The sequence below is a fragment of the Marinobacter nanhaiticus D15-8W genome (assembly GCF_036511935.1).
In the GTDB taxonomy this organism is placed as follows: Bacteria; Pseudomonadota; Gammaproteobacteria; order Pseudomonadales; family Oleiphilaceae; genus Marinobacter_A; species Marinobacter_A nanhaiticus.
This window is the reverse complement of sequence record NZ_AP028878.1, coordinates 1,094,765-1,121,049: the sequence shown is the minus strand read 5'-3', so window position 1 is coordinate 1,121,049 and position 26,285 is coordinate 1,094,765. Positions and strand designations below refer to the sequence as shown.

Annotated in this window: 19 protein-coding genes; 10 read left to right on the top strand and 9 right to left on the bottom strand. The window is 58.9% G+C overall.

The window, feature by feature from the left end:
- Window positions 1-2 precede the first annotated feature (2 nt).
- Together urtB and urtA are read right to left on the bottom strand one after the other, a co-directional pair.
- Window positions 3-1,625, bottom strand: coding sequence for an urea ABC transporter permease subunit UrtB (gene urtB, locus RE428_RS05085; protein WP_004580896.1), 1,623 nt, complete (start codon window positions 1,623-1,625; stop codon window positions 3-5).
- Between the two features lie 113 nt (window positions 1,626-1,738).
- Window positions 1,739-3,046 carry an urea ABC transporter substrate-binding protein gene (gene urtA, locus RE428_RS05080; protein WP_004580895.1) on the bottom strand — a complete coding sequence of 436 codons (1,308 nt, stop codon included), beginning with the start codon at window positions 3,044-3,046 and terminating at the stop codon, window positions 1,739-1,741.
- Between the two features lie 495 nt (window positions 3,047-3,541).
- Between urtA and atzF the strand changes: the two genes are divergently transcribed.
- From atzF to RE428_RS05055, 5 genes are all read left to right on the top strand, one after another.
- A complete protein-coding gene (gene atzF / locus RE428_RS05075) occupies window positions 3,542-5,380 on the top strand; it encodes an allophanate hydrolase (protein ID WP_004580894.1) in 1,839 nt (612 codons plus the stop codon).
- A gap of 35 nt (window positions 5,381-5,415) precedes the next feature.
- Entirely contained in the window at window positions 5,416-6,132 is a 717-nt protein-coding gene (locus tag RE428_RS05070; protein WP_004580893.1) for a GntR family transcriptional regulator, read from the top strand.
- A 139-nt stretch (window positions 6,133-6,271) separates the two neighbouring features.
- The gene (locus tag RE428_RS05065) at window positions 6,272-7,291 is read left to right on the top strand and encodes a 2-dehydropantoate 2-reductase (RefSeq protein ID WP_004580892.1); all 1,020 of its coding nucleotides are present in this window, start codon (window positions 6,272-6,274) and stop codon (window positions 7,289-7,291) included.
- Between the two features lie 969 nt (window positions 7,292-8,260).
- Window positions 8,261-8,557: a ComEA family DNA-binding protein gene (locus tag RE428_RS05060; RefSeq protein WP_004580891.1), complete on the top strand. Its 297-nt coding sequence runs from the start codon at window positions 8,261-8,263 to the stop codon at window positions 8,555-8,557.
- A 391-nt stretch (window positions 8,558-8,948) separates the two neighbouring features.
- Complete coding sequence (locus tag RE428_RS05055) at window positions 8,949-9,905, top strand: DMT family transporter (protein WP_004580890.1); 957 nt, start codon at window positions 8,949-8,951, stop codon at window positions 9,903-9,905.
- A 631-nt stretch (window positions 9,906-10,536) separates the two neighbouring features.
- Here the strand turns inward: RE428_RS05055 and gloA are convergent.
- The gene (gene gloA / locus RE428_RS05050) at window positions 10,537-11,097 is read right to left on the bottom strand and encodes a lactoylglutathione lyase (RefSeq protein WP_004580889.1); all 561 of its coding nucleotides are present in this window, start codon (window positions 11,095-11,097) and stop codon (window positions 10,537-10,539) included.
- 398 nt (window positions 11,098-11,495) lie between these two features.
- Between gloA and RE428_RS05045 the strand changes: the two genes are divergently transcribed.
- Complete coding sequence (locus tag RE428_RS05045; RefSeq protein ID WP_004580888.1) at window positions 11,496-13,283, top strand: monovalent cation:proton antiporter-2 (CPA2) family protein; 1,788 nt, start codon at window positions 11,496-11,498, stop codon at window positions 13,281-13,283.
- 212 nt (window positions 13,284-13,495) lie between these two features.
- Window positions 13,496-14,350, top strand: coding sequence for a choice-of-anchor L family PEP-CTERM protein (locus RE428_RS05040; protein ID WP_004580887.1), 855 nt, complete (start codon window positions 13,496-13,498; stop codon window positions 14,348-14,350).
- Window positions 14,351-14,639: 289 nt separating this feature from the next.
- Here the strand turns inward: RE428_RS05040 and clpB are convergent, their stop codons facing one another.
- From clpB to rluD, 3 genes are all read right to left on the bottom strand, one after another.
- Window positions 14,640-17,222: an ATP-dependent chaperone ClpB gene (gene clpB / locus RE428_RS05035; RefSeq protein WP_004580886.1), complete on the bottom strand. Its 2,583-nt coding sequence runs from the start codon at window positions 17,220-17,222 to the stop codon at window positions 14,640-14,642.
- Window positions 17,223-17,398: 176 nt separating this feature from the next.
- Complete coding sequence (pgeF, locus tag RE428_RS05030) at window positions 17,399-18,142, bottom strand: peptidoglycan editing factor PgeF (protein ID WP_004580885.1); 744 nt, start codon at window positions 18,140-18,142, stop codon at window positions 17,399-17,401.
- Window positions 18,139-19,110 (bottom strand): 23S rRNA pseudouridine(1911/1915/1917) synthase RluD, encoded by a 972-nt coding sequence (gene rluD, locus RE428_RS05025; RefSeq protein WP_004580884.1) that lies wholly within the window; start codon window positions 19,108-19,110, stop codon window positions 18,139-18,141. Before rluD ends, pgeF begins: the two co-directional genes overlap by 4 nt.
- Window positions 19,111-19,224: 114 nt before the next feature.
- On the opposite strand from rluD, the gene RE428_RS05020 reads away from it, so the two are divergent.
- The gene (locus RE428_RS05020) at window positions 19,225-20,052 is read left to right on the top strand and encodes an outer membrane protein assembly factor BamD (protein WP_004580883.1); all 828 of its coding nucleotides are present in this window, start codon (window positions 19,225-19,227) and stop codon (window positions 20,050-20,052) included.
- 19 nt (window positions 20,053-20,071) lie between these two features.
- Here RE428_RS05020 and RE428_RS05015 read toward each other — a convergent pair whose 3' ends face one another.
- Entirely contained in the window at window positions 20,072-21,727 is a 1,656-nt protein-coding gene (locus RE428_RS05015) for an NAD+ synthase (protein ID WP_004580882.1), read from the bottom strand.
- 144 nt (window positions 21,728-21,871) lie between these two features.
- On the opposite strand from RE428_RS05015, the gene RE428_RS05010 reads away from it, so the two are divergent.
- Together RE428_RS05010 and RE428_RS05005 are read left to right on the top strand one after the other, a co-directional pair.
- Window positions 21,872-23,503 carry a sensor histidine kinase gene (locus RE428_RS05010; RefSeq protein WP_004580881.1) on the top strand — a complete coding sequence of 544 codons (1,632 nt, stop codon included), beginning with the start codon at window positions 21,872-21,874 and terminating at the stop codon, window positions 23,501-23,503.
- A 51-nt stretch (window positions 23,504-23,554) separates the two neighbouring features.
- Window positions 23,555-24,940: a sigma-54-dependent transcriptional regulator gene (locus RE428_RS05005; RefSeq protein ID WP_004580880.1), complete on the top strand. Its 1,386-nt coding sequence runs from the start codon at window positions 23,555-23,557 to the stop codon at window positions 24,938-24,940.
- A 98-nt stretch (window positions 24,941-25,038) separates the two neighbouring features.
- Here the strand turns inward: RE428_RS05005 and RE428_RS05000 are convergent, their stop codons facing one another.
- Together RE428_RS05000 and RE428_RS04995 are read right to left on the bottom strand one after the other, a co-directional pair.
- Window positions 25,039-25,695, bottom strand: a complete 657-nt coding sequence (locus RE428_RS05000) for a GspH/FimT family pseudopilin (protein ID WP_004580879.1) — start codon at window positions 25,693-25,695, stop codon at window positions 25,039-25,041.
- A 73-nt stretch (window positions 25,696-25,768) separates the two neighbouring features.
- Window positions 25,769-26,278, bottom strand: coding sequence for a type IV pilin protein (locus RE428_RS04995; protein WP_004580878.1), 510 nt, complete (start codon window positions 26,276-26,278; stop codon window positions 25,769-25,771).
- Window positions 26,279-26,285 lie beyond the last annotated feature (7 nt).

Here is a 26,285-nt window from a genome sequence, read left to right as displayed (position 1 = left end):
GATCAACCCTCCGCCGCACGGCCCTTTTGCGGAAAGAGTCCGCGCGGGCGTTTCTGGATGAACAGGATGATGAAGACCAGCACCAGGATCTTGGCCAGGACGGCGCCTGCCCAGGGTTCCAGCAACTGGTTGATCGTGCCGAGTGAAAGGCCGGCGACCAGCGTGCCCCAGAGGTTACCCACGCCGCCGAACACCACCACCATGAACGAGTCGATGATGTAGTTCTGGCCCAGGTTGGGGCCGACGTTGGTGATCTGCGACAGGGCCACACCCGCCAGGCCCGCTACACCGGAGCCCAAGGCGAAGGTCATGATGTCCACCCGGGTAGCCTTGATGCCCATGGAGCGCGCCATGGCCCGGTTCTGGGTGACCGCGCGCACTTCCAGTCCGAGGCGGGTCTTGCGCATGATCAGCATCAGGCCGGCGAAGACCACCAGCGAGAAGCCGATGATGTAGAGGCGGTTCAGGGTCAGGAAGAGGCCTTCGTTCACCATGAACGACCCGCTCATCCACTCCGGCGTAATCACCGTGCGGTTGAGCGGGGAAATGACCGTCCGCACCAGTTGTTGCAGGATCAGGCTGATACCGAAGGTGGCCAACAGGGTTTCCAGCGGGCGCCCCTTGAGGAACTGGATGACGCTGCGCTCGATAGCAATACCTGCGAGCGCAGCAACCAGGAAGCCCGCCGGGATCGACAGGATCAGGGCCAGCCCCGGCTGGCCCGGCAGCAGTTGCTGCATGCCCCAGGTGGTGTAGGCGCCGAGCATGATCAGCTCGCCGTGGGCCATGTTGATGACGCCCATGACCCCGAAGGTGATGGCAAGCCCGATGGCAGCCAGCACCAGCACGGAACCGAGTGACAGGCCGAAGTACAGGGTCTCGGCGGCACGATTCATTTTCAGTTTCTGCTCAATGCTGACCATGGCTTCTTTCGCGGCCTTGGCCAGGGCGGCATCATCGCTGCGCGAGGCGGCATTGAGTGCGGCCCGCGCCTGGGAGTTCAGGCTGCCGGAGAGGGTCTCGACGGCGTCAACGTCGCCCAGCTCTTCCACACGGTAGATGGCGATGGCTTCTTCCAGCGCGGCTTTCACGCTGTTGTTCTCTTCTTCCGCCATGAGTTCGGAGAGGTTCTCGACCATGGCGTCGTCCACACTGCCACGGAGCCCGCGGGCGGCGGCGAGTCGCTGTTCGGGGTCGTCCACCTTGAGATCGATGACGGACAGGATGCCGTCCAGTTCGCCGCGCAGGGCGTTGTTGATGCGGATCGAATCGAGGTTACGGCGGGAGATTTCGCCGATTTCGTCGCCGGTCAGGGCGTCGGCCACGGTCCAGTCCCGGCCGCGGTTTTCGAGTACGATCACGAAGGTATCGGCCGGGGCGACATCTGTGTCCTCTTCCACCCGGGCCAGCTTGCCGTCGGCGAAGGCTTCGAGCCATTGCCGGGCCCTTTCGTCACCACTGCCTGCGATGTCGTTGATAATGCGGCCCTTCTCCGCGTAGGACGCGTCGGCCAGTTGCTTCAGCAACGACTGCGCCTGCTCATCACTCGCCTGGGCATGGACGAGGGCGGGCAACGTCAGCAGGCAGGCCATAAGCAGCTGTTTGAGCGATCGGGTGATGCTCATGATGGCTTTCCTTGGTTATTGTCTTTGAATCTGTTCCGGGTTGGCGCCGGAATGGGCGGGCCCTGGTATGTCCAGCGCCCGCCGTCGGTTCAATGGCCTATCCGGCCTGGAACTTATTGCGCTGCAACTTCGGCCTTGCCGCCGCAGGTCTTCTCGACCACGTTGTAGTTGCCGCAGAACAGGGGCTTGCGCCAGTCGCTGATCAGGTCCTTGGAACCCGGCAGGAAGTCAGACCAGGCATCGCCAGCCACGGTGGACGGGGTCTGCCAGACTACGGAGAACTGGCCGTTGTCCTGGATTTCGCCGATGAGGACCGGCTTGGTGATGTGGTGGTTGGGCATCATGGTGGCGTAGCCGCCGGTCAGGTTGGGTACGGAGACACCAATGATGGCGTCCTTGACCGCATCCACGTCGGTGGTGCCGGCTTTCTTGACCGCTTCGATGTACATGTTGAAGCCGATGTAGTGCGCTTCCATCGGATCGTTGGTCACGGCATCTTCCTTGCCGGTGTACTCGATCCACTGGTCGATGAAGTCGTAGTTGGCGTCGGCATCGACACTCATGAAGTAGTTCCAGGCAGCCAGGTGGCCTACCAGCGGGCCGGTGTCGATACCGGAGAGTTCCTGCTCACCCACGGAGAAGGCAACCACCGGGATATCGGCGGCATCGATGCCCTGGTTGGCCAGCTCGCGGTAGAACGGCACGTTGGCGTCACCGTTGATGGTGGAGACGACGGCGGTCTTCTTACCGGCGCTGCCGAACTTCTTGATGTCGGAAACGATGGACTGCCAGTTGGAGTGACCGAACGGCGTGTAGTTGATCATGATGTCTTCCTGCGCCACGCCGTGATCCTTCAGGTAGGTCTCGAGGATCTTGTTGGTAGTGCGCGGGTAGACGTAGTCGGTGCCTGCAAGAACCCAGCGCTTAACGCCCACTTCGTTCATCAGGTAGTCAACCGCCGGGATCGCCTGCTGGTTGGGCGCAGCGCCGGTGTAGAACACGTTCTCGGAAGACTCTTCACCTTCGTACTGGACCGGGTAGAACAGCAGCCCGTTCAGCTCTTCCACGACAGGGAGGACCGACTTACGGGACACGGAGGTCCAGTTGCCGAAGATCACGTCGACTTTTTCCTTAGCCAGCAGTTCGCGGGCCTTCTCGGCGAACAGCGGCCAGTTGGAGGCCGGGTCGACCACGACCGGCTCGAGCTGACGGCCCATCACACCGCCTTCGGCGTTCTGCTTCTCGATCAGCATCAGCATGGTGTCTTTCAGGGTGGACTCACTGATCGCCATGGTGCCGGAGAGTGAGTGCAGGATACCGACCTTGATCGGACCTTCGTCGGCCGCTGTGGCAGCCGTGGAAATCGTGAGGGAGAGCGCTAGGGCAGAGAACCCGGTCTTGAGGTGTTTTTTAATAGTCATGTTGTGCGTCCTATTTTCCTGTCCTGATTGGTTTCGCAACATTTCAAAACGCAGTACTGCGATTGCATCCACCATTCCAGCAGGAAAATAAACCAGCTAGTTCAGACACTTAATTAGTATACAAGCCTGTTTTTCGATCACTACCCACGACACACCATGCCCTTTATGGGACCAGCCACACGATTAGCGCACCAATATCGTGCATCCAGTGGACCGCCGTCCGAAATCGGGCACCTGTCTCAAATTCAAATAAAAGCAGGGAGTTAGAACACGCCAAAGTTTCCGTAACCCAACGGCCTATTTTCTGCACTCGTTTGGCCCTCTACCCGGGATGGCGCGCATCCGTAGTGCACGTTTCTCGCCAGCTTCTGCGCCACAAAAAAGCAATTTCTTTTGTGGTTAATGACTTAGGGAGCAACATCCGCCATGGCACGGGCATTGCCATAGCCCGCTACAGACAGGTTGTATACAAGTTGATAGCGAAAGGATGAATCGATGCCCGACATACTCGGATGGACGATCAGCGACTGGCAGCAGGCCTACCAGGGAAGCAGTACACCGGCGCAGTTGCTCGGCGACCTGCAGACCTCGCTGGATAGTAACGATAGCGCCTGGATCAGCGTGATCAGTCCGGACCAACTCGAAGCCAGCCTGGCGGAGCTGGCCCATCGACTGGAATGCGCCGAAGGTGATCACAGCCGCCTGCCCCTTTACGGCATTCCATTTGCGGTGAAGGACAACATCGATGTGGTGGGTTTCGAGACGACGGCCGCGTGCCCGGCATTCGCCTACACACCGGAGCACGATGCTGTCGTCGTCGCCCGGCTAAAGGCCGCCGGAGCGATCGTGATGGGCAAGACCAACCTGGACCAGTTTGCCACGGGCCTCGTGGGTGCGCGGTCGCCCTATGGTGCGGTGCCCAATAGCTTCGACAGCGAAGTCATTAGCGGCGGGTCCAGTTCGGGCTCAGCTTCGGTCGTGGCGCGCGGCCTGGTGCCCTTCGCACTGGGAACAGACACGGCGGGGTCCGGGCGCGTACCTGCGGGTCTCAATAACCTGGTAGGCCTCAAGCCCACTAAAGGTGCAATCAGTATCAACGGGGTGGTTCCCGCCTGCCGCACGCTGGACTGCGTGTCCATTTTTGCGCACACCCTGGAAGATTCGCGCACCGTCTTTGATCTGGTGGCGATACCTGAACCGGCGGATCCATTTTCGCGGGCGCATCCAGCCGCTTTCTCGACAGACGAACCGGCGATCCGCAGGCCGGGCGTTATCCGGCGGCTTGCCGTGCCGGCGAACCCAGACTGGTTTGGTGATACGCAAAACGAGGCCGCCTGGCAGGTCACCCTCGAACAGTGGAAGGCGCTGGGCTATACGCTGATGCCTGTCGACTTCTCGCCGTTGTTCGCGCTGGCCGCATTGCTCTATGAAGGGCCCTGGGTGGCCGAACGGCATGCGGCCGTGGAAGATTTTATGGCTGATCATGCGGACAGCATGAACCCGGTGGTTCGGGGCATCATCGAAAAAGCCAGCCAGTTCTCGGCAACGGACACCTTCAAGGCGATGTATCGCAAGGAGGCCCTGGTCAGGAGCATTGACCAGTTGCTGGCCGAAACGGACGCCCTACTGGTGCCCACGGCGCCAATCACACCGACCCGGGCCCAGGTCGAAGCCGATCCGGTGGGCGTCAACAGCTTGCTGGGCACCTACACCAATTTCGTCAATCTCGCCGATATGAGCGCACTGGCGATCCCTGCGGGGTTTCGAACCGACGGTTTGCCGTTCGGGCAAACGTTGATCAGCGGCGCCTGGCGGGACGCGGATCTCCAGCAGATCGCCGGGCTGTGGATGAACGCCTACCCGACGCCGATTGGCGCTACCGACCGTGATCGTCAGCCCGAAGCGCCTTTTATAGCCAGCGATGCCAACGACATGATCGCGGTGGCCGTGGTCGGTGCCCACCTGAGCGGGATGCCGTTGAACATCCAGTTGACGGAGCGGAATGCCGAACGGCTGGAGGAAACCACCACGGCGTCCACCTATCGGCTGTACGCCCTGCCTGATACGACACCCCCCAAACCGGGTTTGCGCCGGGTCGATCCGGCAGACGGGGCGGCTATCATCGTCGAGGTCTGGCAGATGCCGGCATCGGCCTTCGGCTCGTTCGTGGATCTGGTGCCACCGCCCCTGGGCATCGGCAATGTGGAGCTCTCCGATGGGCGCTGGGTGAACGGGTTTATCTGTGAAGGCTATGCGCTGGACGGTGCTCGGGACGTGACCGCGTTTGGCGGCTGGCGTGCCTATATCGACGCTGTGAAAACCGAACGTGCTTGATCGTGCTGATGGCGATCGATAGATGAGGCGTGATTATGGAAAAACCAGCACGTAATCCTCGCCGCAAAGCCAGCGTCGCGGACACGGTCTACGAGGCCCTCAAGGACGATATCTTCGAATTTCGCCTGATTCCCGGCGACAAGTTCAGCGAAGGCGATGTCGCCGCGCGTCTGGCCGCCAGCCGGACCCCGGTACGCGAGGCGCTCTATCGCCTGCAGCGGGAAGGCTATGTCGAGGTGCTGTTCCGCAGTGGCTGGCAGGTCAAGCCGTTCGACTTCCAGCAGGTGGAAGAGCTCTATGACCTACGCGTCACACTGGAGCGGGCGGCGATGCACAAGATCTGCCGGCTCGCTTCACCGCCGCCGGTGTTGCGCCAGCTCAATGCCCTCTGGCGGCCGGATCATCCGTCGGAGCGCGCCATCGGCAGTACCGCGCGGGCCCTGGACGAGAGCTTCCACTGCGAACTGGTCGCCGCTGCCGGCAACCGCGAGATGGCCCGCATTCATCGGGAAATTACCGAACGCCTGCGGATCATCCGTCGGCTGGACTTCACCCGCGCCGACAGGGTGGATGCCACCTACGAGGAGCACGCCGAAATCCTCGATGCCCTGGCCAACAACAATCCGGCCGAGGCCGCGGCGAAACTGACCGCCCATATTCGCAGTAGCCAGATGGCGGTCAGCGAAATCACCATGGAGAAGATCCGCGAGGCTGCCGAGGCGCACAAGGCGCGACGGGCCAGCGGCGACTGATTTGTTCGCCGGCGTGCTTCAGCACCGACACTGTCAACCGGTTTACAGACAGGCGCCCTTCAGCGGTCTATGGTGTTCTGGATAAGAACACCCCAATAAACATGATCCAGACAAAAACAACACAGACCGGAATGCATTGATGACAGACTCCCCCCGTATCGTGATCTTTGGCGCTGGCAGTGTCGGCTGCTACCTGGGTGGACGCCTGCTCGCGGCGGGCGCAAACGTGGTGATGGTCGGGCGCCCGAAGATGGAAGCCCTGTTCGCATCGACACCGTTGCGGGTCAGCGATTATCTTGGTGTCGATCACGAGCGTTCGCTCACGTCCGGCCAGTATACGTCCGACCCGGGCGCTGTCGCCGAGGCCGATCTGGTGCTCCTGACCGTAAAATCCGCGGCCACCGAGGAGGCCGGTCAGCAGATGGCACCGCACCTGAAGCCCGGCGTTCCGGTCATCAGTCTGCAGAACGGCATCAGCAATGCTGAGCGCCTCGAGCCCCTACTACCGGATCAGGTGGTCCTGGCGGGCATGGTTCCATTCAACGTGTTGCAGAAAACGCCCGGGCATTTCCACCATGGCACCGAAGGTCAATTGATGGCCGCGCACAGCAATACGCTGACACCTGCAATGCTGGACACCTTCGCACGCTCCGGCCTGCCACTCACCTTGCAGCACAACATGACCTCGGTGCTCTGGTCCAAGCTGCTGCTGAACCTGAATAACCCCATCAATGCCCTATCCGGCAAACCGCTACGGGACGAACTCTCACAACGCAGCTACCGGCTCTGCCTCGCCATGGCTCAGCGCGAAACCCTGCAGCTGCTTAACAAAGCCCGTATTCGTACCGTCAAGCTGGCGGCGGTCCCGATGCCGGTAATTCCCATGCTCATGTCACTGCCGGACTGGCTGTTCCGGCGTCTGGCCCAGGCCATGCTGGCGATCGACCCGCTGGCTCGTTCCTCCATGTGGGAGGATCTCCAGGCCGGCCGGCGCACCGAGGTGGACTGGATTAACGGTGAAGTCGTGCATCTGGCCGAACGCCTGGGCCGTTCCGCCCCGGTCAACCAGCAACTGGTGTCGTTGATCCGTGATGCGGAGGCGGGGAAGATAGAAAGCTGGACGGGGCAGGCGTTACTTGAGACTCTTAAGGGCAAGTAGCACGAGCAACTTCGACGCATTAGCCTTTTGTCTAACCCTCCACAAAGCCTGCCGTTACAGGGCTGACAGCCCACCTTTCCGAACGATTACACCCATGTAATCCATATCTCACACGCCGCATTGAGAATGTCCGATTTGCCAGATTTGGGATTCCAGTAAACTTGTTTTCAGCAAGGACGCAGAACTGCACGGATGCAGACAAGGATGTGTTGGCCTAACGGAATTAGGCAAACGAGGCGACTCGTAGATCCAAGGACGGATGCGCCTGAAGGAACGGGCGATCAAGGATGAAAAGGTCCGAAGGAACGGACTGAAGCATGGAAGAATGAACCTGAAGGATCAGGTGATCAAGGAAGACAGGTCTGAAGGACCAGGCCGGTAGCAAGGAAGAACGAACCTGAGGGATCGGGTGATCAGGGAAGACAGGCCTGAAGGATCGGGCTGGCAGCAGGGAAGAATGAACCTGAGGGATCAGGTGATCAGGGAAGACAGGTCTGAAGGATCAGGCCGGCAACAGGGAAGAATGAGCCTGAAGGATCAGGTGATCAGGGACGAATGGCCTGACGGAACAGGCACTCAAGGATGAAAAGCCCGATGGATCGGGCGACATAGGGAAATATCCGCCCAAATGGATCGGGCAAGATAGGGATATGCAGGCCAAGGGATCAGGCTTTTTAAAGCCACGGAACGGGCGCACAAGGAAGGTGGGCCCCATTCCGTGACTTTATTTCCAAGCTGTGAGCATGCCATTAGGCCAAGTATTCCTCCCCTCCTCTGACTTTCGTCACTCTCTTCACTGAAAATCGCTTATCGAGCTTCTTGCTTTTCAGTTTTCACTACAGTCACCCGGATTTTAACGTTCGTTCATCAGCCCGGCCTCGGGACATTTCCATTGCAAGCCCGTTTGCGCGTTCCTGTTCGATCGCAATGCAGCTTGTGCTGATAAACCTAAATAAACGAGATAGATGCATGAAACTACTGATTAGCGCCTTCTTCGTCATCACCACCCTGTTCTCCGGCTTTGCTTTGGCCGACGCCACTGCACCGGCCGAACCGGCCGCCACCGCTGCTGCGCAGGTGAATATCAACACGGCAGATGCCAAAACCCTCGCGAAGCTGGATGGTATCGGCGAATCCAAGGCCCAGGCGATCATCGACTTCCGCGACGCCAACGGCCCTTTCGCGTCCGTTGCAGATCTGACCAAGGTCAAGGGTATTGGTGAGCGCACCCTGGAGCAGAACCAGGCCGTCATCACCGTTCAGTGATTTAACGCTGGGCACCCCAAGCGGCGGAACCTGCCCTCTTCGCCGCTTGTTCGATATCCTCATCTATTTCTTCTGCAGTTCCTGTTCATCTGTCTCTTCCAAGTTTACAACGCTGGTCCTCAGAAGCGTCGCTATCCTCAGGCCCATGCGCCAAAGCCCGTTCGGGCTTGTCCGCCTCATCGTTTCCCGTTAACCTTCCCGCCATGGATACGCAAACACTGATCTTCGGAAAACGCACACCACCGCCCGTCCGGTCCTGAACCGGATACGGTCCTCGATTGCCGGAGCGCTGTTTAGCAGCGATTCGCCGGCGCACCTGTCTGTCCGGTTCCCCTTTTACGCTTTTGATCGCTTTCACCCTTTGATCGTTTAACCGGACACGAGATTGATCATGAAAACACTGACCCAAGGTTCCGCTGCGGTCCGCGGCGCGATACTCATTGCCGTTGCTGCCGCGCTCTGGGCCACTACCAGCATCGCCGCCAAAACCCTCTTCACTGAAACGCAACTTGAGCCGATCGTGCTCGCCTTCCTGCGCCTGTGCATTGCCTTCCCGTTCTTCTTCCTGCTGATGCTGGCTGAAGGCCGCAAGACGCGCCTGCCGTTCAATCGGGGCATGCTGTTTGGCCTCGTTGTGCTGGGCTTCTTCCAGGCGGGCTACCAGGGCACGTACCTATGGGCCGTCGACCTGACCGGCGCGGGTATTGCTACGCTGATTGCCCTCTGCCTTGCACCGGTACTGGTCGCAATTGCGGCGGCACCTCTGCTGGGTGAACGGCCCAACCGAACGACCGTTCTGGCCTTGATTGCGGCGATCATAGGCTCCTTGATGTTGGTCGCCACCGATGTACGCAGTCCTGACGCCGCTCGAGTGGGCGGTGTATTGATCGCCGTGCTGGCGGCGGCCGTCTATGCCGCTTTCACCCTGACCAGCCGGCACATGTCCGGGGGCGCCTCGGTCTACGCGACCGCGTTCGTCTGCTTTATGACCGGCGCGCTCGTGCTCGCCCCCATCGCCGTGCTGAGCGGCGGCCTCGGCGAATTAGCCGACCTGGACCTGAAAGCCTGGCTACTCATCGGCTATATCGGCATCGTGCCCACCTGTGTGGGGTATGTCTGTTTCTTCCGGGGCATGCAATCCACACCCGCGACCACCTCTAGTATTATCGTGACGCTGGAGCCGCTGTTCGCGGCGATGCTGGCGTGGATGATTCTTGGCGAGGCACTGGGTTGGATGGGCATTGCCGGCGCGTTTGTGCTGACCGTTTCGGTGTTGGTGGCTTCGCGGAGTGGGCGTGAAGTTTCGAAGAGCGAATCGGCGGAGACGGTTGAGGCGGAGACGACTTAAGGATAGATGCTAATGTAGCGACACAGCCCGATCCGAGGCCGAGCAGGCCACCGGGATTGGCAGAGCACCTGCGGTGCCTCCGAAGCTAAAGCATCGGCTACATGGTTCGTGTCGCCTGCGTCTACGAGGTAGCGATCAGGGTGTGTTGTAGCCGACATCGTAGCTTCATGACGAGCCGGTGATATAGCGAGCTTGAGTTTTCCGATAAGTGTAGCCGACGCTTTAGCTTCGGAGGCACCGCAGGTGCTCTGCCTGGCTCCGGCAGGCCTTCGGCCTGCTCCGAAGCTGAAGCATCGGCTACATGCTTTGTGTTGCCTGCGTTCACGAGTCAGCGGTCGGGGATGTGTTGCAGCCGACGCCGTAGCTTGGGCAAGGCGGTGATACAACGAGCGTGAGTTTTCGGATAAGTGTAGCGGACGCTTTAGCTTCGGAGGCACCGGAGTTGCCCTACCTGGCTCCGGTAGGCCTTCGGCCTGCTCCGAAGCTAAAGCGTCGGCTACCTGTCACGGGCAAACGTCGGATGCGGTGAATCAGATGAACCGCGTCAAACCAACCGCTACTCCGTACAAATAAAAAAGGCCGGTCATGCCGGCCTCTTTTGTCCTGGACTTTATCCAGGCTATTGCATCCTTCAGGACGTGGAATCCCCGTCCTTGCGTTGCCGCTCCAGCATGTTCGGCTGGAGGATCTCGATCCAGTAACCGTCCGGATCCTTGATGAAGGCCAGGCCTTTCATCTTGCCGTCATCCGGTTTCTTGACGAAAGGTATGCCGAGGGATTCAAAACGTTCCGCCGCCTGGTAGACATCCGGCACGGCAATACCGATGTGACCGAAGCCCTGGGGCTCGTCGTTGCCGTTGTGGTACTCGAAATCCGCATCATTCTCGGTGCCCCAGTTATGGGTCAGTTCAAGCATCGCTTCACGGGCGAAGATGTAGGTGGTGCGGTGACCATCATCAGACGGGACGGTTGTCGCCTGGCGGTCGTCCAGATACCCAAGGAAATAGAGGGTAAACTTCATTTCCGGAAAATCGAGTTTGCGGATCAACCGCATACCGAGCACGCGCGTATAGAAATCCAGACTGCGTTCAGGGTCCTTGATACGCATCATGGTCTGGTTGAAAACATAGCCTTCCGTCGCCGGGTCAATTCCTTCCGAAAGGCCGGGCGCTTCCTCAAAATGGGGGGACATGCCTGTTCTCCTGTGTGGCTGTGCCTTTGGGCTTACGTGCTATCGGACGAAGCCTGGTGAAATGATGAGATCGCAGGGGAACTCTGTTGGGTAGGAAATTGCTGAATCAGCCTGCTCGCCCGACATGAACGTATTGATTCAGAAGCCCACGAACAGGTTCACCCAGCAACTCCGTATCATCACGATGGGGGGTGAACGTTTAACTTTCAAGCCGCAAGTAGGTCTCCATCGTCGTAGAAATGCATAAACTAATGGACGATGGTCAGCCCAGGCGCCACGTTTAACACTGGTCGTTAAGTCGCGCTGTCCATCTCTGGCCAGTGGACGTTAATCGGCAAACGATGATCGGTCATTAACGGCCATCAAACCTGACTCCGTTCATCAGCATAAGGATTCGAATGAACCCACTCGGTCAACTCGTTGTTCTATTCCTGGTCGCCGTTATTGCCGTCCCCCTGTTCAAGCGCTTGGGGCTGGGCGCCCTGTTGGGCTATATAGCCGCAGGCATGCTGATTGGGCCATACGGCCTCGGCGTCGTCGGTGATGTGGACAACATGATGCACATCTCCGAGTTCGGTGTCGTGCTGCTGATGTTCGTGATTGGACTGGAGCTGCAATTCTCCCGGCTACGGGCGCTACGCAAACCCATCTTCGGCCTGGGTACCCTGCAGGTACTGTCTGCCATGGCCGTGATCGGCGGACTGATCCTGATAGCGGGTAACGATGTGACCCTGGCAATTGTCCTGAGCTGCGGCCTGGCACTGTCGTCCACGGCTTTTGTGCTTCAGCTACTCGCAGAGAAAAGGCAACTGGCCACCGGCCATGGCCGGCTGGCTTTCACTATCCTGCTGTTCCAGGACATGGCCGCTGTTCCCATGCTCGCGTTCCTACCCTTCCTGGCCACCGGTGGCGATGCCGGTGATACCAGCTGGCAGGAGTTTCTGCTCGATGCCGGGCGTATCCTGCTTGTTTTCGGCGGCATCGTGATCGCCGGACGCTACCTGCTACGCCATTGCCTGCGCTTTATCCATGCCGCTCGGGTGCGGGAGGTGTCTATCGCCGCTGCGCTGCTGGTGGTATCTGGCACCGCCTACTTGATGGATCTGGCAGGCCTGTCCATGGCGTTGGGCGCATTTGTTGCCGGCGTACTGCTGGCGGATTCGGAATTTCGTCACCAGCTCGAGGCGGATATCGAACCCTTCAAGGGGCTACTGCTCGGCCTGTTCTTTATCTCTGTGGGTATGACACTGAACCTGAACCGGGTGCTGACAGACCCATTTATTCTGTTTGCCTGCGCCGCCGGCCTGATGCTTATAAAGGCTTTGCTGATTGCCGCTATCGGACACTGGGGCGGTAAGCTCAGTGGCGTGAGCGCGTTCCGGCTGGGACTGCTGCTCAGCCAGGGCGGGGAATTCGGCTTCGTGATCTTTTCCCTGGCGGGCCAGCTCGACCTGATCGATCGCAACCTGCGTGAACAACTGGTGGCGGTAGTGACGATTTCCATGATGCTGACCCCTCTGGTGCTGTTCCTGTTCGAACGTCTTGTCGCACGCTTCGCACCTGATGACAGACCGCCGTTCGACGATATCAACGATGGCCGCACAGGCGCTGTCATTGCCGGGTTTGGCCGTTTCGGGCAGATCAGCGGCCGGGTATTGGGCTCCCTGAAGATCCCCTTCACCGCGCTGGATGTGAACCCCGAGCAGGTGGACGTGGTGCGCCGGTTCGGCAACGAGGTTCACTATGGCGATGCGTCCCAGATCGATGTATTGAATGCAGCCCGGGTGGGCGAAGCCAAGGTGTTCATCCTGGCGATCGACGACATCGACGCTTCCATCCGGGCCGCTCACCTGGTACGCCAGAACTTTCCCGACGTGCGTATCCTGGCCCGCGCCCGCAACCGCCGCCATGCGCATCTGCTGATGGATGCCGGCGTGCGTTGGCTGGTTCGGGAGACCTACCATTCCGCACTGTTCATGGCGGAAGAGATGCTGGTCGGACTGGGCAAGGAACGTAAGGAAGCCCGGGAATTGATTGGCCTGTTCCGGGACGCTGACGAGCGTAATCTGGTCAGACAGCATGGCCTGCATGACGACCCGGCCAAGATCCTGCAATCTGCCAAGGAAGCTGCGGAGGAATTACGTCAACTCTTTGAACAGGATCAGGAAGAACGGGGAAGGGATTGACGTGTAGTGGGTTTACACTGTACCCGCTGGCAAACCAACGCGCGAATCTGACTAAAAAAGCGTCAATCGTCTTTACATCGCATGTTCTTAACCTGCGTCTATATACGCCAACTACCTGTTTTATAAAGCTACGGTCCAATTCTTGCTGATAGCGCTCTGCCGATAATTTTTTCGGCAAAACAACCTATTAAAGCGAAACAAGGTAACCGAACATGAATGGACTCAAGACGTTGATAGTCGCTGGCAGCTTCGCTTTTGCCAGTAGCCAGGTATCAGCGCTGGCTATTACGCCTAGCAACGATGGCAGCGCGCTTGTCGATGCCATCGTTGGCTCGGGTATTTCCGTTATTTCCAGTTCGATTAACTACGTAGGCGCCGACGGGCAAGCAGGCTTTTTTGACGACGGTCTGGCCTCGACTATTGGCATTGAAGAAGGCGTCCTGCTTACGACCGGCCTTGCCGAGAATGCGTTGGGGCCCAACAATGCCCCTGCGCTCTCAGAAGAGCTTGGAACACCCGGGGATAGTGATCTGGATACCCTTGCCCCCTCATTCACACTCGATGCAAATATCCTGGAATTCGAATTTACGACTGAAGGCGGCAACCTCACCTTCGACTATGTTTTTGCCTCGGAGGATTACCAGGAGTCAGTGGGCTCGATTTTCGCCGATGTCTTTGCCCTGTTTTTGGACGGCGTCAATATCGCAACGATCGGCGGCGAACCAGTATCCGTTAATAGCGTCAATTGTGGCCGTACCGATCTTGGCATTCCTCCCAGCAACTGCGACGCCTTCAACGATAACAATACGTCGCCTTTCGAAGACATCGAATATGACGGTTTCACGGATGTCTTTACAGCGTCTGTCCTTGGGCTCGCCGCGGGCACACATTCGATTAAACTGGCTATTGCGGACAGTGGCGATCAAACCTTCGATTCCGGCGTGTTTATTCGGCAGAACTCGCTATCCGTGTCGGCCGCGCCTCCTAGCGAAGTCCCCGAACCGGGCACCCTTGGTCTGATGGCTGCCGCCCTGGCCGGGCTCGGCCTGCGTCGGCGCAGCCGGTAGTCAGTTTGCTATCAATGCGAAGGGCGCCGCGGGAGGCTAAATAACAGGCCGCTGCTGGCCTCAGACGCCATGGCCATTAAGAATGAATGCCTCGGCTTGCCGGGGCGTTATTCGTTAGGCCTCGGTTTTGGAAATGAAGGCCGCGGCAGCGAGGTCTTGCTACGGGACTATCCTCGTAGGTAGCACATACAAAAATAGCCGTGAACCCATGGGTTCACGGCTACCTCGCATCCGGCGAGGCTGCTTCCACGCAACCTTCCCCCGCCCTTTTTCATTTTAGGTTAACGAATCAACCTTCCTGTTTGCTAAAGGCCAATCCGTCACCTTCAACATCGGCTACGATGGTATCCCCTGCGGAGAACTCACCTTTCAACAGGCGTTGAGCCAGCGGATTCTCGATCAATCGCTGAATAGCCCGCTTCAAGGGCCGCGCCCCGTAGACCGGATCGTAACCCACCTCGCCCAGACGGTTCATGGCAGCATCGGATAGCTCCAGCGTCATCTCCTGTTCGCGCAAGCGGCGGTTCAGGGACTCGATCTGGATCCGTGCAATACCCTGGATCTGATCGCGGGCCAGCGGATGGAATACAACCACTTCATCCACACGGTTGATGAACTCCGGACGGAAATGGGTGCCGACGACTTCCATTACCGCCTCTTTCATCGCCTCGTACTCATCCTTGCCGGCCATGGTTTGGATTAGATCCGAGCCGAGGTTCGAGGTCATCACGATGACGGTATTGCGGAAGTCCACGGTACGCCCTTGCCCGTCAGTCAGCCGTCCATCCTCCAAGACCTGTAGCAGGATATTGAAGACATCCGGGTGGGCCTTTTCGACCTCATCGAGCAACAGCACCGAATAGGGCCGGCGGCGCACGGCTTCCGTGAGGTAACCGCCCTCTTCGTAGCCCACGTAGCCAGGAGGCGCGCCAATCAGACGAGCCACGGAGTGCTTCTCCATAAACTCGGACATGTCTATGCGCACCATCGCCTCTTCCGTATCGAACAGGAAGGTCGCCAGCGATTTGCATAGTTCGGTCTTACCCACGCCAGTCGGCCCCAGGAACAGGAAGGAGCCGTTGGGCCGGTTCGGATCTGCCAGCCCTGCCCGGGAGCGCCGTACGGCATTGGCAACGGCCTCGACAGCCTCATCCTGACCGATAACCCGGTCGTGCAACGCCTCTTCCATGCGCATCAGCTTGTCGCGCTCGCCTTCGAGCATCTTGGATACGGGAATGCCCGTCCATTTGGAGACCACTTCCGCGATCTCCTCATCGGTCACTCGATTGCGCAGGAGCTTCATCTCCATCATCTCGGCCTGGCTGGCCATATCGAGCTGACGTTCGAGTTCCGGGATGCGACCGTATTGGAGCTCGGACATCTTGCCCAGGTCACCGGAGCGTCGCGCGTTCTCCAGATCGATACGGGCCTGCTCCAACTGGCTCTTGATCTTCTGCGAACCATGCAGTGCCGCTTTTTCGGTATTCCAGACTTCTTCCAGATCCGCGTACTCGCGCTCGACACTGCCGATCACGTCCTTAAGTTCTTCAAGGCGCTTCTTGGAAGCGGCGTCGGTTTCCTTCTTCAAGGCCTCTCGCTCGATCTTCAACTGGATCAGACGACGCTCGAGCCGATCCAGGGCTTCCGGTTTGGAATCCATCTCCATACGGATCTGGCTGGCCGCCTCGTCCACCAGGTCTATGGCCTTGTCGGGCAACTGACGGTCCGTGATATAGCGATGCGATAGCTTGGCAGCCGCGATAATGGCCCCATCGGTGACCTCGACACCGTGATGCACCTCGTAGCGCTCTTTCAGGCCTCGTAGGATAGCGATGGTGTCTTCCTCGGAAGGCTCAGATACCTGAACCTTCTGGAAGCGACGCTCCAGCGCAGCATCCTTCTCGATGTTCTCACGATACTCATCCAGGGTCGTCGCACCCACACAGTGAAGCTCACCACGAGCCAAAGCCGGTTTGAGCATGTTGCCGGCATCCATCGAGCCTTCGGCCTTGCCGGCGCCCACCATCGTATGGATTTCGTCGATGAACAGGATGATCTGCCCTTCCTGCTTGGACAGTTCATTAAGAACGGCCTTGAGACGTTCCTCGAACTCACCACGGAATTTCGCTCCAGCGATCAAGGACCCCATATCCAGCGAGAGCACTTTCTTGTCCTTGAGGCCATCGGGCACCTCGCCATTGACGATCCGCTGGGCCAGGCCTTCCACAATCGCGGTCTTACCCACACCGGGCTCACCGATCAGCACGGGGTTATTCTTGCGACGACGTTGGAGGACCTGGATCGTGCGGCGGATTTCATCGTCACGCCCGATGACGGGATCCAGCTTGCCTTCAGTGGCCCGTGCAGTCAGGTCGATCGTGTATTTGGACAGCGCCTGCCGGTTCTCCTCGGCGGAGGCGTCACTCACCGACTCGCCACCGCGAACCTCGTCGATCGCGGCCTCGAGCGCCTTGCGATCGATATTGTGCTCACGCAGCACCCGGCCAAGCGTGCCACGGTCCTCAAGTGCCGCCAGCAGCACCAGCTCACTCGAGATGAACTGGTCCTTGCGCTGCTGGGCCAGTTTGTCCGCGATATTGAAGAGGCGGCCAAGGTCGTTGGACATTGCCACGTCGCCTGCGGAACCGCGCACTTCCGGCAAGTTTTCGATTTCACGCCCCACGGCCTGGCGCAGACGCGCGGGGTCGGCACCCACCTGTTTCAGCAATGGTTTGATAGAGCTACCGTCCTGATCCAGAAGGGCCTGCATCAGATGGAGCGGTTCAATAAAATTGTTGTCTTTGCCCACCGCGATGGATTGGGCATCTGCCAACGCCGTTTGCAGACGGCTGGTCAGTTTGTCGATTCGCATGAGTATTCCTCGCAATCAGTCATGAAGCGCCGGTGAAGGAGAGCTGCAAAAAACGAAAGGCCTGCAGCTCTGGCGCATTTACCTGAAATTAATGTAGGGGCATCAGGGAGGAGTTCAAGCGGTGATAAGGGAAATGCGCAGGTCTTTTGCGCTGGATCAAATTTGCAGGGGTGCCGCTATTCCATCCAGATGAGACTGGCCATGCGACCCGTCTCGCCGTCGCGTCGGTAGGAAAAGAAGCGTGCGCCATCGCTGACGGTACAGAAGCCGCCGCCATGGATATTCTCGGGGTGAACACCCGCCGCGGCAATGCGTATACGGGCCAGCTCGTAAATGTCTGCCAGGTAGTGATTCTCGCGTTTCGGTGAAGGTTTGAAGGCCTGGCCAGCTTCGCGATGTCGACCCAGGAATGCTTCCCGTACTTCCGACCCGACTTCGAACGCGTCGGGGCCAATGGCCGGGCCGAGCCAAACCATAACGGTCGACGGGTTGCTGAACGTTGCCAGGGTGTTTTCCAGCACTCCTGCGGCCAGCCCGCGCCAACCCGCGTGAGCGGCTGCGACTATGGACTCACTCGACGAGCAAAACAGCACCGGCAGGCAATCCGCGGTGAGAATGGCGCAGGCCCGATATCGCTCATGCGCGACAGAAGCATCGGCCTGTTTGCCCGCGCCCCCCGGAAGCGCGACCACCCGATCACTGTGCACCTGGTTAATCCACCCCAAAGCGTCCACGGGCAAACCGACCTCACCGGCCAGCCGCTCACGATTTGCCGCGACAGCGGCCGGCGCATCATTCACGTGACCGCCCAAATTCAGGGAATCGTAAGGCGCGAGACTCAGGCCTCCCTCTCGCGTCGAAATCGCAGCCCGCACATTCGCGGGCGCCGGCCAGTCAGGAATGATCAGGGGCAGACTCACAGGGATTCCAAGGCCTTGGCATGGGCGCGCAGGGCAGCAAGCAGTTCTTGTATATCCTGAGGCAGCGGCACTTCCCAGGTCATCTCTTCGTCGGTTTCCGGGTGAACCAACGTCAGTTGACGCGCGTGCAGCGCCTGGCGCTGGAACTTACGCAGCGCCTCCTTCAATTCCGGCGTACAGCCCTGTGGCAGCCGCATACGTCCGCCGTAGACCGGGTCGCCGACCAGAGGGTGGCGGATATGACTCATGTGCACGCGGATCTGATGCGTCCTCCCGCTTTCAAGTTTGCATCGAACCAAGGTGTGCGCAGGGAAACGCTCCACTAACCGATAGTGGGTAACCGCCGGTTTGCCATCCCTGACCACGGCCATTTTCTTGCGTTGATTAGGGTGTCGACCGATCGGCTGGTCAACGATGCCTCCGCCGGTAATGGTGCCGACTATGACTGCATCATACTCCCGGCCCATCGTGCGCGTCTGGAGCTGATCGACCAGCGAGGTATGGGCAACCAGGCTACGCGCCACGACCATGATGCCGGAGGTATCCTTGTCCAACCGATGCACAATCCCCGCCCTCGGCAACTTGTCGACTTCAGGCGCATAATTCAGTAACGCATTGACCAACGTTCCGGCGGCGTGGCCAGCGGCAGGATGAACGACCAGCCCCGCGGGCTTATTGATCACCAGCAGGTGCTCGTCCTCGTAGACAATATCGAGATCAATCGATTCCGCCTCCCAGGTCACCTGGACTTCGGGCTCGGCGCTGACCAGGATGCGGTCACCCAGCATGACCTTGTCCCTGGGCTTTTTGACCTTACCGTTGACGGTCAGGTCGCCGTCCTTGATCCAGCCCTGGATACGCGAGCGGGAATGTTCGGGCATCAGCTCGGCAACCGCCTGGTCGAGGCGCCGATCGCTCAGCTCGGGAGGCACTTCAAATTCACCGTTGATCCGGTCGTCGGCGGTCATTCAATCCCCTGGCGTTTTCAGTAAAAATAGTCGGTAATACGTGGATGAACCCTGCACAATAGCAGGCAGGGTCGTTACAATGTCGCTCGCTTATTCATTATACGGGAATCAGGCATGAGATCAGGTCTTCGCTTGCTATTGCTATCAGCGATCATTGTGGTAGCCGGATGCGCTTCCAAACCGGAAGAAGTATTGCCGGAACAGAGCTACTACGAGCAAGCGCGTTCAGCGATGCAATCCGGCAACTTCAACGAAGCCGAACGAAACCTGGAATTCCTCGAGACCTATTACCCCTTCGGTCGCTATGCCGAGCAGGCCCAGCTGGACCTGATCTACGCGCGCTACCAAAACCTCGACCTGGAAGGTGCACGGGCGGCGGCCGATCGCTTCCTGCGACTGAATCCCCAGAGTGAGCACGCCGACTATGCTCTCTATATGCGCGGCCTGGCCTCCTACAACCTGGACGTGAGTCTGGCGGGAAAGTTCTTCCCCATCGACACGTCAGAGCGCGACCCGGGTGAGCAACACCAGGCTTTCCGCGATTTTTCCGATCTTCTGGCCCGCTACCCGGAAAGCGAATACGCACCGGATGCCCGTCAGCGCATGATCGCGATCCGCAATCGCCTGGCCCAACTGGAGCTCCACGCTGCGCGTTACTATATCAAACGCGAAGCCTATGTCGCGGCTAACAACCGGGCCCGCTATGTGGTGGAGAACTTCCCGAACACACCGTCTATCGAAGATGCGCTGGTGATCCTGATCGACACCTATCGCTTCCTCGATCTGCAGAAAGCGGCCGATGACGCAACGGCCTTGCTGGCCATCAACTACCCTAACAGCGACTCATTCGACAGCAACATGAAGTACCAGCCCAGCTCGATCAAACGGGAAGATCGCTCCCTGGAGAGCGTCATCACCTTCGGGCTGATGGGCGACGAATAAGTCGCCCCGCCCGGTCTGGTTACTTGCCGGGCTTCCAGCCATTGGTGATGGGATAGCGCCGGTCCTTACCAAACCCACGCTCGGACACCCTGACGCCAATCGGCGCTTGCCGGCGCTTGTACTCATTGATATCCACCAGGCGAACAACGCGTTCCACGTCAGCCCGTTCAAACCCTTCCGCAATAACGGCTTCGGCGCTGCAATCCCGCTCGATATATCGATGCAGGATATCATCCAGTACGTCGTAACCCGGCAGACTGTCCTCGTCTTTCTGGTCTGGAGCCAGCTCCGCCGATGGCGGCCGAGTGATCACACGCTCCGGGATAACCGGTGACACCGAATTGCGATACTCCGCCAACCTGTAAACCATGGTTTTCGGCACGTCCTTGAGTACATCGAAGCCACCGGCCATATCACCGTACAGGGTGGAATAGCCCACAGCCATCTCACTCTTATTGCCCGTGGTGAGCACCAACGAACGGAACTTGTTGGAAAGCGACATCAGCAACACGCCCCGGATACGGGCCTGCAGGTTCTCCTCGGTGGTATCCGGCTGGGTACCTTCGAAAGGCTTTTCCAGTGTCGCCATGAAGGTGTCGTACATGGGCTCGATGGAAAATACGTCATAGTGCACGCCCAAGGCCGTCGCCTCGGATTCGGCATCTTCGAGACTCATGCTGGAGGTGTAGCGGAACGGCATCATCACGGCCCTCACCCGATCGGCCCCCAGAGCATCGACGGCAATAGCCAGAGTGACGGCAGAATCGATCCCCCCCGACAGGCCCAGCACGGTAGTGCGAAAACCATTCTTGTTGACGTAGTCGCGCACCCCGATGACCAGGGCGTTGTAGATGTTCTGCTCAAGGGAAGGCTCGTCGACCGGTGGTTGGGCTATAGGCTGACAATGATGGTCGAAGACGAACTCGACCGGGAATAAACCCTCGGCAAACTGCGGCACTTCCACCGCCAGCGCTCCGGAATGATCGAAGACCATGGAACCGCCATCGAACACCAGCTCGTCCTGGCCACCCACGAGATTGACGTAGACAATGCTGACACGGTTTTCCCGGGCCCGTCTTTCGATCAGTGCCTTTCGGCGGGCCTGCTTGTCCATGTCATAGGGCGAGGCGTTGATGTTCAGGATCAGCTTGGCGCCAGCCGCCGCGGATTGCTCAACCGGACCGTCGACCCAAATATCCTCACAGACCGTCAGTCCTACGGGAATGCCCTTGACTGGGACCACGCAGGCGTCGGTTCCAGCACCAAAATAACGTTTCTCGTCGAACACCTGGTAGTTGGGCAACTGCTGCTTCAGATAGGTGGCACGCACTTCACCGTCATCGATCAAAACAGCCGCATTGTAGAGAAGGCCATCTTGCCGGATCGGCGCACCCACGACGATTGCTGCCGCCAAGCGGGCATCGGCCAGCATATCCAAAGCCTCCTGGACACGGCCATCGAGGCTGGGGCGGAGCAGCAGGTCTTCTGGCGGATAACCGGTCAAACAGAGCTCCGGAAACACAACGATATCCGCTCCCTGTTCGTTGGCCGCCTTCTCTGCGGCGGCCCGTATCCGCTCGGCGTTGCCCGGGATGTCCCCGACCAGAAAATCCACCTGGGCCATGGTGACTGTCAGACGCTGGCCGGGTGCGGTTTCAGTTTGGCCGGGATTCATGCCTATCTCCTGTCCATTGAGGGGGTTAAGCCGCTATTATACCTACCAAAGTTTCCCTGCTTCGACAGGGCGAGTGCAATTTGGTGGCTGCCAAGCGGCTAAACGTCAACACGCCACCGTCATAGTGATTTAAATTGGCGTGCCATGACCCCAGACACTATCCCCCCATCACAAGCCGATAGCCTGCCGTTCGAGCAAAGCCAGCGCCCACGTCTCTTCCGCATCTATAACCACTATCGCCTGGTTATCAGCCTGATTCTGGCAGGCTTGTTATTCGTGGATCCGGCGACGCTGGATACCAAGTTCCGGTTGCCGGAATTTTACGAGATCTGCGTGCTATCCTACCTGGGTGTCAACCTGTTTACCGGGTTGCTTCTCATCGCTGGCGTCCACACGCGGCAACGACATATCACCCTATCCATCCTGATCGATGTCATCGCTCTGCATGGTTTGCTAATGCTCAGTGTTGGTATGACGGGCGGACTGGCAAACCTGATTATTGTCAGCGTTGCAGCAGGCAACATTTTGACGCCGAGTCGGATCGGCCTGTTCTATGCAGCACTGGCTGCCATATGTTCGCTGGGCGTAGCGTCCTGGTCGGTTGTCACTTTGGGCGCCAGTCCCGATGAAATCGTCCGCGCCGGCTCACTGGGCGTACTGTACTTTGCTGCTGCTTTTCTGCTGCAGAGCGTAACCCGCCGTATGCTGCGTAGCGAAGAACTCGCGAGCTCCCGTGCCCGCAGCCTGGTCGAGCTGGAGCAGATCAACAAACAGATTATCCAGCGTATGCGCACCGGCATCGTCGTCACCGACCGTTTCGGGCAGGTCCGCCTGGCAAACGCCGCCGCCCACGAACTGCTTTTTGGTGAGCGCGGACGGCGCAGTGAGATGAAGACGCTCCCGCCTCCCCTGCAATTGCGGCTGGACCAGTGGCTCAATCATCCAGGCACGCGTACCGAGCCGTTCCAGGCCACGCCGGTGGCGCCTATGCTGCAAGCCAACTTCACTCGCCTTCACCAGGAACGCGGTGACCAGATCCTCATTTTTATCGAGGACATGAGCAAGGTGACCCTGCAGGCCCAGCAGATGAAGCTCGCCTCACTGGGCCGGCTAACAGCCGGGATCGCCCACGAAATCCGCAATCCCCTCGGCGCGATCAGCCACGCTGCGCAGTTACTCAATGAGTCGCCGAACTGCGATGTAGGGGATCGCAAGATGGTCGATATCATCCAGAGGCACTCCCGACGCGTGAACGGTATCATTGAGAACGTGCTGGATCTTTCGCGGCGTCGGCAAGCTGATCTGGAACTGGTGGAGATCGGTCCCTGGCTACAGGAGTTTGTCGACGACTATAAGCAAGGTGTGCGCAACGGCGAAGCTACACCCGACATAAAGCTGGAGTTGCCCCCAAACGCACCCCCGGCGCGCTTTGATAAAAGCCAGATGGCCCAGGTTATGGTTAACCTGTGCGACAACGGCCTGCGCTATAGCGAGGTGCAAACCGGGAAACCGTCACTCAGGATCGCAGTTGGCGTGACCGTCGATAGCGAGCGCAGCTATATTGATATCCAGGATCAGGGGCCGGGTATCAGCCCCGAGCAACACGAGCATATATTCGAGCCATTCTACACGACAGACCAAAGCGGCACCGGTCTGGGCCTGTACCTGGCCCGGGAGCTTTGCGAGGCCAACCAGGCGCACCTGTCGCTGCTCGATAATAATGAACCGGGATGCTGTTTCAGGATTACTTTCGCCCATCATCGGCGCTTGATGTAGAGCATCCGGCAACCAACGATTTCCATGAAGTAAATTGGGATACACAAAAGAATGAGTACTCCAACTGCGCTGATCATCGACGACGAACCGGACATTCGCGAATTACTGGAGATTACGCTTGCACGCATGGGCATCGAGGTGGAAACGGCTGCCGACATCACTACGGCGAAGCGTCTGCTTGAAGCCAATCCGCCCCAACTCTGCCTGACGGACATGAACCTGCCTGACGGCAACGGCATCGAGCTGGTCCATTGGATCCAGAAAGTGTGCCCGCAAACACCGGTCGCAGTGATCACCGCCTATGGGAGCATGGATACCGCCATTGAGTCGCTGAAGGCCGGCGCCTTCGATTTCGTATCAAAGCCCGTGGAGCTGCCAAGGCTACGCGAACTGGTACAAAGTGCGCTCAAGCTTTCCGAGCCGGATGTCGAGGAGATGCCCGCAGATGATCCCGGGCTCCTTCTCGGACAGTCAGAAGGCGTGCGGCGGTTGCGCAACCAGACCCGCAAGCTCGCGCGCAGCCAGGCCCCCGTCTTCATCAGTGGCGAGTCCGGCAGCGGGAAGGAGCTGGTGGCGCGCATGATCCACCTGCAAGGCCCTCGGCGTGATGGTCCGTTCGTGGCCGTCAACTGTGGCGCCATCCCCTCCGAACTGATGGAAAGCGAGTTTTTCGGGCATAAGAAAGGCAGCTTCACCGGCGCCGTCGACAACAAAGCCGGCCTTTTCCGGTCCGCCGATGGCGGCACACTCTTCCTCGATGAGGTTGCCGACCTGCCACTCAACATGCAGGTCAAACTCCTGCGCGCGATCCAGGAGAAAGCGGTTCGGCCAGTGGGCGATTCCAAGGAAGTGCCGGTGGATATCCGAATCCTTAGCGCTACACATCGGGATCTCCCAGCGCTGGTACAAGAAGGCACCTTCCGCCAGGACCTGTTCTACCGGATCAACGTCATCGAGCTGAAAGTACCGCCACTCAGGGAGCGCCCTGACGATATCGAATTGCTCTCGCGTCATATCCTGGAGCGCTTGGCTCGCGACTACGAATGCGAGCCCGCGCAGCTTACACCAGCCGCGCTGAACAAACTCAAGGATCACGCGTTTCCAGGCAATGTGCGCGAGCTGGAGAACATCCTGGAGCGAGCGTTCACCCTTTGCGACCTGGACCAGATCGATGCAGCGGATTTGCACCTGGGTAGCGCGCCAGTGCCCGGTGGCTCGTCAAACATCTCTGAGGCGATAATACCCAATGAGGCGCCGTCTCTGGATCTGCCAGAAGATGGCGAGCTTGATTTGGAGAACTATCTGGAATCTATCGAGCGTAAGGCGATCGAGAAGGCACTGGAAGCCACGCGCTGGAACAAGACGGCTGCGGCGAAGAAGTTAGGGATCAGTTTCAGGGCTTTGCGGTATAAGTTGAAGAAGTTGGGGATGGAGTGACGGGGATACCCTTTTTTAGCAATGACCTACAAGTTTTAGCAATGACCTACAAGCTTATGGAGGCTTTCCCCTTTTCCTGTCACCGCGGGCGACCACTCTTATAGTGACGGGCAAGCACCGCCGAAATCAACGCGCTGGATACGCACCCGCCCAGTGGCCGATATGACGAGTTCTCGGGCATTGGGCACGACAGCGCTTTCCACACAAATCCGCAGCCGGCCAGCGCCAAACGCTCCGCTAACCCGCTCTGCATGCCCCAGGGGCATGTAAACCAGAGCAGAACGCAATGGTCCGTTACCCTCAATCGATACCGCTTGACCCGCCCCGGGTACAATACCGTGCTGTATGACAGCCTCGCCAGCGTCAAGATCACCACTATGATTGGAATCACGGAACACAAGCCACTGACCACCTGACCAGTCGCCGCTGCAGCCGTTCTCGGGCTCACCGGCACACAGGGAAACCGAGTTTCCCTTCGCGACCGCCGTTTCCCGAGCGACCATTAGCGCTCCGCGAGCAGCATTGCTGGCCACCGCCAACTCGTTCTGGGCGATGATATTGGAAAAGGCCGGTATCGCAAACGCCAACAGGATAGCGGTAATAGATATCACCACCATTAGTTCGACCAGCGAAAAGCCCCCAGACCCGCAACTTGCACGGCCGGTTCTTGCTGCAGCCCGCGCGGCGGGCACAGATTTACCGGACAAGCCCAGGAAAAAGCCCCCATCCTGGGCCGTTCGCTCATCCTTGAGCATAAACAACTCCCTATTTTTAAAAACGGAGAGTCTTACACACCTCGTCCGTTCAATGGGTTAACCTGATCACAGGTTACCAACAACTAGCCACATCGCCGCCGGCGCCACGCGTCCCCTTCTCATCAAGCGTCAATGTGCCGCAATTACTGTCCCTACTCGCCTGCGCGCCCTGAGGCGCTGCATTGAGCGTGTATTGGGATCGCGCAAGGGACTGGACGGAGTAGCTGTAATCATTTCCAGTCTGACCCGCGGACATACAATCGAGCACCAGGGAACCGTCAGACAACGGGTTATCGCTCCCGCCCTGATCTTTGTCGTAACGAAGGTTAGTGGTGTAGAACCGCTCCATGTAACCCGCCTGCTCCGACAAACAGGCCGCAGCAGCCGCGCGCTTGGTGGAGGCTACCTGGTTGTTGTACGACGGGTAAGCAATCGCCGCAATGATCCCAATGATCGCAACCACAATCATCAGCTCGATGAGCGTAAACCCGGAGTGAGAACCGGCAAGGTTTCTCACTCCAGCAAGCCTTTTATAAGCTTGGCGGCCAGGTGCGACGCGATGTTTGAGGCTTTCTAACTGCATTTTTATG

Bases quoted from the DNA above. Each gene is read 5' to 3' on its own strand.
- urtB (WP_004580896.1), bottom strand. From the start codon at position 1,625: ATGAGCATCACCCGATCGCTCAAACAGCTGCTTATGGCCTGCCTGCTG.
- urtA (WP_004580895.1), bottom strand. From the start codon at position 3,046: ATGACTATTAAAAAACACCTCAAGACCGGGTTCTCTGCCCTAGCGCTC.
- atzF (WP_004580894.1), top strand. From the start codon at position 3,542: ATGCCCGACATACTCGGATGGACGATCAGCGACTGGCAGCAGGCCTAC.
- RE428_RS05070 (WP_004580893.1), top strand. From the start codon at position 5,416: ATGGAAAAACCAGCACGTAATCCTCGCCGCAAAGCCAGCGTCGCGGAC.
- RE428_RS05065 (WP_004580892.1), top strand. From the start codon at position 6,272: ATGACAGACTCCCCCCGTATCGTGATCTTTGGCGCTGGCAGTGTCGGC.
- RE428_RS05060 (WP_004580891.1), top strand. From the start codon at position 8,261: ATGAAACTACTGATTAGCGCCTTCTTCGTCATCACCACCCTGTTCTCC.
- RE428_RS05055 (WP_004580890.1), top strand. From the start codon at position 8,949: ATGAAAACACTGACCCAAGGTTCCGCTGCGGTCCGCGGCGCGATACTC.
- gloA (WP_004580889.1), bottom strand. From the start codon at position 11,097: ATGTCCCCCCATTTTGAGGAAGCGCCCGGCCTTTCGGAAGGAATTGAC.
- RE428_RS05045 (WP_004580888.1), top strand. From the start codon at position 11,496: ATGAACCCACTCGGTCAACTCGTTGTTCTATTCCTGGTCGCCGTTATT.
- RE428_RS05040 (WP_004580887.1), top strand. From the start codon at position 13,496: ATGAATGGACTCAAGACGTTGATAGTCGCTGGCAGCTTCGCTTTTGCC.
- clpB (WP_004580886.1), bottom strand. From the start codon at position 17,222: ATGCGAATCGACAAACTGACCAGCCGTCTGCAAACGGCGTTGGCAGAT.
- rluD (WP_004580884.1), bottom strand. From the start codon at position 19,110: ATGACCGCCGACGACCGGATCAACGGTGAATTTGAAGTGCCTCCCGAG.
- RE428_RS05020 (WP_004580883.1), top strand. From the start codon at position 19,225: ATGAGATCAGGTCTTCGCTTGCTATTGCTATCAGCGATCATTGTGGTA.
- RE428_RS05015 (WP_004580882.1), bottom strand. From the start codon at position 21,727: ATGAATCCCGGCCAAACTGAAACCGCACCCGGCCAGCGTCTGACAGTC.
- RE428_RS05010 (WP_004580881.1), top strand. From the start codon at position 21,872: ATGACCCCAGACACTATCCCCCCATCACAAGCCGATAGCCTGCCGTTC.
- RE428_RS05005 (WP_004580880.1), top strand. From the start codon at position 23,555: ATGAGTACTCCAACTGCGCTGATCATCGACGACGAACCGGACATTCGC.
- RE428_RS05000 (WP_004580879.1), bottom strand. From the start codon at position 25,695: ATGCTCAAGGATGAGCGAACGGCCCAGGATGGGGGCTTTTTCCTGGGC.
- RE428_RS04995 (WP_004580878.1), bottom strand. From the start codon at position 26,278: ATGCAGTTAGAAAGCCTCAAACATCGCGTCGCACCTGGCCGCCAAGCT.